We start from the raw sequence: 8,816 nt of genomic DNA, 5'->3' as shown, positions 1-8,816 counted from the left end.
CGAACGAAATAAAAAAGACAAAGTCTTCTAAAAAGATTACTTTGTCTTCAATCTGAGCCGCCAATAAATGGCGGCTTTTTTAGGTTTTATTGATAAATGACTTTAAATTCTTCACATACCACTAACATGTCCATGGTAAAGGGCTTATTGATCGCCTCTAATTCAGCAGCAAAAAACTTCTCATGACCTTTGCGCCAATAGGCTAGGGATAAGTCCCCTTCGCCTTCTTTGCGGGCATGTTCAGCACTGACTTGGGCAAAAGTTGTCTTATAAACCTTGGTGGTTTCAATAACACATACAGGCAATTGAGACCCATTTAAAATAATACTTAAATCGCCAACTTTTGGTAAGGGCTCATTGGTTAGACCATACAAAATGTAATTGGAGGTGGTGGCGGTTTTTTGACCAGACAAAACTAAATCCGCCAGTTCATCCGCCAATTGGGCGTTATCACCAAAGGACCAAGCTTGAAAATGTTCCGGGGCTTTGGGATTAATTTCTTGGTATTTATACCAAAATTGCTCTATCATATTTCGCTGCATAATTTTTCTCCAATAAATTAAATGTTTTTTCTAGTATAGCACAATGCCTCAATCACTCCGAAGCCAGTAATAATTTTTTCAGCTGATCTGGCGCAGAAATTTGATAGACTGGGGAAATCTTGGTACGATTAGGCAGAAAATTAGGATTAAACCAGACCGTATCCACCTTGGCGTTGACGCCGCCTAAGATATCTGACGTCAATGAGTCGCCAATAACGATTGTTTTTTTGGCGTCAAATTTAGGAATATGATTAAAGACATAATCAAAAAAGGCTTTCTTAGGTTTTTGATGACCAATTTCTTCAGAAATAAATACGTCATCAAAGTAGCCCGCAATCTCCGCAGCCCCTAGCCGCTCCCGCTGGGTTTGAGCGATCCCATTGGTCACCGCAAAAATTCGATAAGCCTTACTTAGATCCCGCAACATCCCCAGGGCCCCCGGCAGTAGCTGATGCCCAGCTGCCAAAGCTTTGCGATAAATTTGGCCAGGATTTTGGCCATGGAGCGGCAGGCCCATTTTCTTAAAGAACAATGGAAACCGGGCCAATAATAACTCATCTCTGGTAATCTCGCTGCGCTCATACATCTGCCATAACTGTTGGTTAAAATGATGGTAACGTTGCCGCAAAGTGGGTGTTAGGGGAATTTTCAAATCTTGAAATAACTGACTTAGGGCTAACTGCTCGGACATTTGAAAATCAAAAATTGTATCATCTAGGTCAAATAGCAAAAATTTATATCTCAACATAATCCCTCGATCTCATCTATTTTTGATGGGCACATGGCTTTCGTGTGCACCAAAAGCCTTATGCTACAAGGTTTAGTTTAGCATATCTCCTGAAACTTTTGAACTAATGGTACATTCGTGTTTCAAAATGTTATATAATGAAATCCGTATGAAAAAAGGTGGGAAGCATTTTGAATAAACCACAGCAATGGTGGCAGAAAATCAAAGGCTTTTTCAAACGAATCGGAAACTTCTTTACTTATGACGTAAATCCTGAAAAACAAGAGTTGGCCACAGAGCAACCCCCTAAACCGGGGAAGGATGCTTCTTGGTACCAGCGCTTTATTTTCTATTTTAATGTGACAATCGGCTCAATTAAAACTTTGCTTCTAATTGTGATCAGTGCTGCCATCATCTTCTTCAGCTTAGTAGTAGGTGTTGGTTTAGGCTATTTTGCCTCATTGGCCAATCAAGAAGATGTCCCAAGTTATCAGAGCATGAAAAACCAAATTGAGGACTCCAACGAATCAGCGGCTTTTTATTTCGCCCATAACGACAAACTTGGTAACCTCACCACAGACTTAATCCGCACTCCCGTCAAAAGTAATGAAATCTCTCCGTATTTGAAAAAGGCTATTGTTGCGACAGAAGACGAGTATTTCTATCAACATCACGGCGTTGTGCCCAAGGCAATCTCCCGGGCAATGATTTCTGACATAACCGGTGTGGGTACCCAAACCGGGGGATCAACATTGACCCAACAGTTGGTTAAAATGAAAATTCTCTCTTCAGAAACAACGTTTAAACGTAAAGCAATTGAAATCCTCCTGGCCGTACGCCTGGATAACTACTTCACCAAATCCCAGATTTTAACCGACTATCTCAATGCCGCTACTTTTGGCCGCAACAACAAAGGCCAAAACGTGGGTGGTGTGGAGCAAGCAGCCCTGGGTTATTTTGGCAAGCATGCCAAAGATCTGACGCTGGCTGAATCAGCCTTTATTGCCGGCCTCCCCCAAAGTCCCAGTGTCTATACTCCTTACACCCAAAGCGGGAGTTTAAAAAAAGACGTTTCTGCGGGCTTAGATCGTAAGAACACCGTTTTATTTCGAATGTATCGACATAACGACATCACCAAGGCCCAATATAATGCGGCCAAGAAAGTTGACCTGGTCAGTGAATTCCAAGCAAAAGCCACCCCAGAAAAGGAAAATCGGGGCTACGGTTATGTTTACAATTTAGTCACCGTTGAAGCGCGGGATATTTTAATCGACCAGCTCATCAAAGATGATGGCAAAAATGTCACCAAAGTTCGCAACAGCAAGGAAGATTATAATACTTACTGGAATCAAGCGGACCAATTGTTACGGCAAAAGGGCTACCGGGTATACAGCACCTTAGATCGTAATATTTATGATAAGATGCAAACGGCAGCTAAACAGTACGCCCCTTATTTGGGTCAATCGCGGACTTCAACGGTCACTGACCCAGTGACCCAACAACCCACAAACTTTACCGAATATGTTCAAAACGGTACCGTCTTATTGGACAATCAAACCGGTTCAGTCTTAGGTTTTGTAGGGGGTCGAGATTTTAACAAGTTCCAATTAAATCACGCTTTTGACACCAAACGCTCACCGGGATCTTCTATTAAGCCCATGTTAGTTTATGGCCCAGCAGTTGATAACAAGTTAATCAATACGCAATCTCAGATTGCTGACTTCCCGGTCAGCTTCAGTGGTTACTTCCCAACTGATTTTGGCCAACAGGTTCAAAATCGCTTTATTTCCGCCAGCGAAGCCTTGGCTGAATCTTATAATATCCCAGCTGTCAACATCTATAATGCCCTGGGTAAAGGGAAAGCCACCAAGACTTACATGGAAAAGATGGGGATCCGCCTCAGCAACAAGGAATATAGTGAATTGGGCTTAGCCTTAGGGGGTACCAAAGATGGCTTAACTGTTTTACAGCAGGCTAGTGCCTTTTCTACCTTCTCCAATGGCGGCGAACATGTAACACCCCATGTGATTCAAAAAATCACTGATCCTTCTGGTAAAGTCTTATACAAAGCCCCAGAAACTAAAAAGAAGGTCTTCTCCAAAGCGACGACTTATATCATGCAGCAAATGCTGTCTGGTGTTGTCCAACAAGGGACCGCTTCTAGTTTGAATAATGGTCAAATTCCTTTTTCCACTAAAAACATTATTGGGAAGACCGGGACTTCCAACGATTACCGGGATATTTGGTTTATTGGCTCCACCCCAGGTATTACCATGGCTTCTTGGATTGGTTATGATAACTTCTATGGTCATAATTACAACTTAGATGAATCCGCCAGTGATAGTAACTTGACTTACTGGGCCAATATTTTGGCAAGTGTTTATCGAACTGATCCTAGTATCTTTAAACTCAGCCAAAAGATGACCAAACCTGATGACGTCAAAGAAGCCAATGTCTTGGCCAGTACCGGGACATTACCAGGATCTGTGGATTACGAGGGTTCTGCCGCTCGGGTCAACAGTGGCGCCAAAGTCAAAGCTTACTACAACGACAGTGATGCTAAAGCAGTCAGTTATAAGTTTGGGATTGGCGGCAGTGATAAAAACTATCGCTTATTCTGGCAAAACTACTTTGGCCAAAGCAACGACTATGCCGTCACGTCCACTTACACGGGTAAGACGGTCCGTAGCAAGTCCGCCGAAGTCGAAGATCGTTACTACTATAGCAACGGCTCCTATGGTACTTATGGCAGCTTTGGCACTGGCACTTATAGCGGCTATAGCCAAGGCAACTACAGTGGCAACACCACGACCCGTAGTACCACTGGCAATGGGACCGCCGCCAATAACAACCAACTTTACAACCAATACGGTACTAACCAATACAACCCTTCTAATTATGGGGGCAGCACGACTTATAACACCTATGGCACCACAGGTACCGGAACAACTGGTAATACCAGGACCACTACTAACGGTTATTAAAGTCTTTAAAAGCAGATGACTGAATCGCAGTCATCTGCTTTTTGGCAATTATTTGATAAAGTCTAAAACTGCTTGGTTGATCACGTTGGCAAAGAAACGAGCATCAATATGTTGGCCCCCACGCAATTTTAAAATATCATGGGTGATGCCCACAGCTTGCAACTTAGTAGCCAGCAATTGGGCTTGTTCAAAAGGTACCCAATCATCAGCATCCCCTTGCAGCAATAAGGTGCTAGGCACACCAGCCTTGACATAATTCACGGGACTGGCCTGCTGCAGAGCCGTCGCATCAAATTGCATTTGCCCCACTAAAAAGTTCATCGGGGCAAGGTAATCAAACTGCTGGGCTGGGGTTAAATATTGTAATTGTTGCGCTGCTAAAGCCGCTAAGTCGGTGGGCGCATAATAGGCCACCACATTCTTGATTGGGGTACTGGAACCTAGGGGCTGTTGATTGAGTTGGTTTTGCCCCATGGTATAGGCACTAACTAAGGCCACTTGGCCACCAGCTGAATCCCCCATCAAGGTCACCTGCTGCATGTCCAAGTGGTAAGTGGCCTGCTGGGTGGCTAAGTACGCCAATGCTTGACGGACATCTTGTACCTGAGCAGGAAAAGCCGCTTCAGACCCCATATGATAATCTATGCTGGCCACCACAAAACCAGCCCGAGCTAAAAATACCAGCTCCGGTAGATAAGATGCGCGATCCATCATCTGCCAACTGCCCCCAGACAACCAGAGTACCACCGGATGGGTTGCTTCTTGGGCGTAGTCAAAAGGCAAAAGTAGATCCAATTGCCAATCCCGTCTAGTTTGGTTGAACCAGTATGGGGTATTTTGATAGGTTAGATTGGGAATTAACGTCACGCGTTGGTGCTGCTGGACGGGTATATTAAAAAACTGCATATATAATGACCTCCATGACTTACTTGAATGGTTATCCGTTGACTTAACATATTTTGTTGCGTAAACTGAATTTATCAATTTTTACGACACGTTTTATTTTCAATACTTGGGAGGTATTATGATGGCAAAAATTAACGCAGCTAGTGAAATTCGACCCGGTGCGAATCGTTACGTCACCGGCCAACATGTCTTAGAAAACTTACCAGCTTACTTAGCTGACTTTGGCAATTGCACGATTGTCACCGGTGAACAATCCTTCAAGATTTTCACTGAATTCTACGGTCAAACCCCTGCACTTCCCCTTTATCGCTATGATGGCACGGCCAGCGACGAAAATGCCCAAGCCCTGGCCGATGAGATTCGCCAAACCGATACCATTATTGGCATTGGTGGTGGGCGCTTATTAGACACGGCTAAAAATACTGCTGAGCGCTTAAAGGCCAACTTCATTGCCATTCCCACATTGATTTCTAACTGTGCGCCCTACACGCCAATTGGGGCCATCTACCACCCTGATCATACTTTTAAACGGGTGGCTTATTTTAAAAATGCGCCTAGTTTAACTTTGGTTGATTGGGATCTCCTGTTGCATACGCCTAAAGACTATTTGATTGCTGGTATCGGCGATACTTTAGCCAAGTGGTATGAGATTGAGGCTTTGACCAGAAATCTCTCAGAAGCTCAAAAAACCGGCTTCATTCGCATCGGGATCGCCACGGCCAAAGAGATCCTCACCATTCTCTTAGCTGACGCCGATCAAGCTTTGCAAGATTTAGCCCGGCAAACAGTTAGCCCGGCTTTTGGTAAAATTGCTGACAGCGTGGTGGGAATCGCCGGCACCGTCGGCGGTTTTGCCGCTGAATATGGCCGCATGGCCGGGGCCCACGCCGTGCATAATGGTCTATCCCATATTCCGGCTACCCACGAAATTCTACATGGCGCTAAAGTGGCTTATGGTATTTTAGTCCAACTGGCTTATACCCAAGATTTTGCTGAAATCAAACAATTACAGCCATTTTATGCCAAAATTGGTCTCCCCACTCATTTGGCCCAGTTACATGTCACCGTCGCTGATGACCAAGATGCCCTTTTTGAAGCCGCCCAAGAAGCGGCCAGTGATCATGAAAGTTTCCGCCTCATCGACCCTGATATTACCACCCAAGGTGTTTTAGATGCCATACAGGCGGTGGAAAAAATTTAACTAAACTGAAAAAACTGCCTTTAGAAATCATCACAACTTCTAAAGACAGTTTTTTTAATTGTTAACCCTTAGTAGAGCCCCGTTCAACCATGTCATAGGGCAGTAAAATCGTCTTTTCTTCGATTTCTTCTTTGTTCATCATCTTGGTCAATAACCGCATAGCCACCGCACCAATATCATATAAAGGTTGGCTGATGGACGTCATCTTAGGCCGCACGATATCGGTTAAGATCGTGTTGTTGCTGGTGATCAATTGGAATTCGTCGGGCACTTTAATGCCATGATCCAACATGCCATTCATTACCCCAACAGCTAATTCATCATCGATCACATAAGCCGCCGTCGCACCAGCTGCCGTCAATTGGGACCATAAAGCTTCCCCAGCCTTATAACTATAGTCAGTTTCAAAAACCAAACTTTCATCATAGGGCAATTGATTGGCTTTTAAAGCATCTTTATAACCCTGTAAGCGATATTGGCTATTGATCGGATAAGACAAGCTCCCGCTGATAAAAGCGATTTTTTGATTGCCATCTTTGATCAATTTATCTACCACAAATTTAGAGGCTTCCCGATAGTCAATATTCACACTACCCACTTGCGCGTCTGGATCAATAGTACCCGCTAAGACCACTGGCGTCTTTGACCGGGAAAACTTAGCCCGGACCTCATCAGATAAAGTATGGCCCATATAAATCAAGCCGTCCACTTGCTTAGCTAACAGGTTATTTAAGACTTGCACTTCTTTTTGGCCACTTTCATCAGAATTAGCCAAAATAATATTATACTTATACATCGTCGCCACGTCATCGATCCCCCGGGCTAGCGATGAAAAGTAAATATTGGTCACATCAGGGATAATGACCCCAACTGTCGTGGTTTTCTTGCTGGCTAAGCCCCGGGCAACAGCATTGGGACGATAATCTAACTCCTCAATCACTTTTAAAACCCGTTGGCGTGTAGCTGGTTTCACATTGGGATTGCCATTGACAACCCGAGATACTGTGGCCATGGAGACATTAGCCTCTCTGGCAACATCGTAGATGGTGATGGTTTGTTTATCCATGAAAAAATTTCCTCCAATATATTTTTAATATTACCGTTTTCAATTATCAAAATATAATTTAACATTGTTAAACCAAAAATGCAAGCGTTTTTATGAAACTTTCATGAAAGTTTTGCAACTTAACAGCTAAGTGTTTTTTGAAAACAGGTCCGGCTAAGCATGCTATAATTATTTTCAAAGATAGAAAGGTCGTTGACAAATGGATAATTTAGACAAGTTAAGACAATGGACACAAGAACAGCACTTAGATGTGACTTATGTAAGTGATCCGATAAATATTAATTACTACACCCACTTCTTAAGCGATCCCCACGAGCGTACCTTGGGTTTATTTGTGTTCCCAGATCATGATCCCTTTATTTTTGCCCCAGCACTAGAAGTTGAATCCGTGAAGGCTGTGGGTTGGCCTTATGAGGTATTTGGTTATTTAGACCACGAAAATGCTTATGAAATGATCGCTGATTTGATCAAAGCCCGCGTGAAAAATCCGATGAATTGGGCAATTGAAAAAGAACAGCTACAAGTCAGCCGCTATGAAGCCTTGATCAACTACTTCCCAGAAGCAGTATTTAATGTGAATGCCACTGACTTTATTGAACATCAGCGGTTATATAAGACCCCTGCTGAAATTGAATTGATGCTAGCTGCCGGCCGCGAAGCTGACGAAGCCTTCAAAGTGGGTTTTAAGGCTGTTTCTAGTGAACGCACTGAACAACAAGTCGTCGCTGAAATCGAGTACCATATGATGGCCCAAGGCGTCATGCACATGAGTTTCGATACCATTGTGCAAAGTGGTGCCAATGCCGCCAATCCCCATGGTGCTCCCCTGCCCGACAAAATCAAACCCAATGCTTTAGTCTTGTTTGATCTGGGCACTGATCATCAAGGTTACATGAGTGACGCTTCGCGAACGATTGCTTACGGCAAAATCGACGCCAAGTCCCAAGATATTTATAACGTCTGCTTAGAGGCCCAATTGGCGGCCATGGCTGCCGCAAAACCAGGTATTACCGCCGCGCAACTAGATAAAGTCGCCCGGGATATTATTACAAAAGCCGGTTATGGCGATTACTTCATCCATCGGCTCGGTCACGGCTTAGGCACGTCCGTCCATGAATTCCCCTCAATCATGGCGGGCAATAACATGGTCTTAGAACCAGGCATGTGTTTTTCAATTGAACCAGGTATTTACATTCCAGAAGTTGCTGGTGTCCGCATCGAAGACTGTGTGCACATCACAGCTAATGGTTGTGAGCCTTTTACCCATACGCCGAAAACCTTACAAACTTTACCGTTGTAAGCAATTGCGCACAAAAAAATCAGCCATGACGGCTGATTTCAGATTGAAGACAAAGTAATCTTTTTAGAAGACTTTGTCTTTTTTATTTCG

General features: G+C 43.8%; 7 protein-coding genes. 3 read left to right on the top strand and 4 right to left on the bottom strand.

What is annotated here, in order from left to right; all coding sequences use genetic code 11:
• Nucleotides 1–86: 86 nt before the first annotated feature.
• Together FC83_RS10335 and FC83_RS10330 are read right to left on the bottom strand one after the other, a co-directional pair.
• Nucleotides 87–542 (bottom strand): ASCH domain-containing protein, encoded by a 456-nt coding sequence (locus FC83_RS10335; protein ID WP_057002746.1) that lies wholly within the window; start codon nucleotides 540–542, stop codon nucleotides 87–89.
• A gap of 52 nt (nucleotides 543–594) precedes the next feature.
• Nucleotides 595–1,290: a YjjG family noncanonical pyrimidine nucleotidase gene (locus FC83_RS10330; RefSeq protein ID WP_235184393.1), complete on the bottom strand. Its 696-nt coding sequence runs from the start codon at nucleotides 1,288–1,290 to the stop codon at nucleotides 595–597.
• A 170-nt stretch (nucleotides 1,291–1,460) separates the two neighbouring features.
• Between FC83_RS10330 and FC83_RS10325 the strand changes: the two genes are divergently transcribed.
• The gene (locus tag FC83_RS10325) at nucleotides 1,461–4,253 is read left to right on the top strand and encodes a transglycosylase domain-containing protein (protein WP_057002745.1); all 2,793 of its coding nucleotides are present in this window, start codon (nucleotides 1,461–1,463) and stop codon (nucleotides 4,251–4,253) included.
• 48 nt (nucleotides 4,254–4,301) lie between these two features.
• On the opposite strand, the gene FC83_RS10320 is transcribed toward FC83_RS10325, so the two are convergent.
• On the bottom strand, nucleotides 4,302–5,159 hold the full coding sequence (locus FC83_RS10320; protein ID WP_035456247.1) for an alpha/beta hydrolase: 858 nt from the start codon (nucleotides 5,157–5,159) through the stop codon (nucleotides 4,302–4,304).
• A 130-nt stretch (nucleotides 5,160–5,289) separates the two neighbouring features.
• Here FC83_RS10320 and FC83_RS10315 point away from each other — a divergent pair, with 130 nt between their 5' ends.
• Nucleotides 5,290–6,360 carry an iron-containing alcohol dehydrogenase family protein gene (locus FC83_RS10315; RefSeq protein WP_152537824.1) on the top strand — a complete coding sequence of 357 codons (1,071 nt, stop codon included), beginning with the start codon at nucleotides 5,290–5,292 and terminating at the stop codon, nucleotides 6,358–6,360.
• A gap of 61 nt (nucleotides 6,361–6,421) precedes the next feature.
• On the opposite strand, the gene ccpA is transcribed toward FC83_RS10315, so the two are convergent.
• A complete protein-coding gene (ccpA, locus tag FC83_RS10310; protein ID WP_035456253.1) occupies nucleotides 6,422–7,426 on the bottom strand; it encodes a catabolite control protein A in 1,005 nt (334 codons plus the stop codon).
• A 199-nt stretch (nucleotides 7,427–7,625) separates the two neighbouring features.
• Between ccpA and FC83_RS10305 the strand changes: the two genes are divergently transcribed.
• Entirely contained in the window at nucleotides 7,626–8,726 is a 1,101-nt protein-coding gene (locus tag FC83_RS10305; RefSeq protein WP_035456255.1) for a M24 family metallopeptidase, read from the top strand.
• Nucleotides 8,727–8,816: the final 90 nt, after the last annotated feature.

The organism is Agrilactobacillus composti DSM 18527 = JCM 14202, assembly GCF_001436375.1.
GTDB lineage: Bacteria > Bacillota > Bacilli > Lactobacillales > Lactobacillaceae > Agrilactobacillus > Agrilactobacillus composti.
The sequence above is the reverse complement of the archived record's forward strand: the minus strand, read 5'-3'. Positions and strand labels throughout refer to the sequence as shown.

Excerpts from the sequence above, each read along its gene's own strand:
- FC83_RS10335 (WP_057002746.1), bottom strand. The coding sequence starts at position 542 with ATGCAGCGAAATATGATAGAGCAATTTTGGTATAAATACCAAGAAATT.
- FC83_RS10330 (WP_235184393.1), bottom strand. The coding sequence starts at position 1,290 with ATGTTGAGATATAAATTTTTGCTATTTGACCTAGATGATACAATTTTT.
- FC83_RS10320 (WP_035456247.1), bottom strand. The coding sequence starts at position 5,159 with ATGCAGTTTTTTAATATACCCGTCCAGCAGCACCAACGCGTGACGTTA.
- ccpA (WP_035456253.1), bottom strand. The coding sequence starts at position 7,426 with ATGGATAAACAAACCATCACCATCTACGATGTTGCCAGAGAGGCTAAT.
- FC83_RS10305 (WP_035456255.1), top strand. The coding sequence starts at position 7,626 with ATGGATAATTTAGACAAGTTAAGACAATGGACACAAGAACAGCACTTA.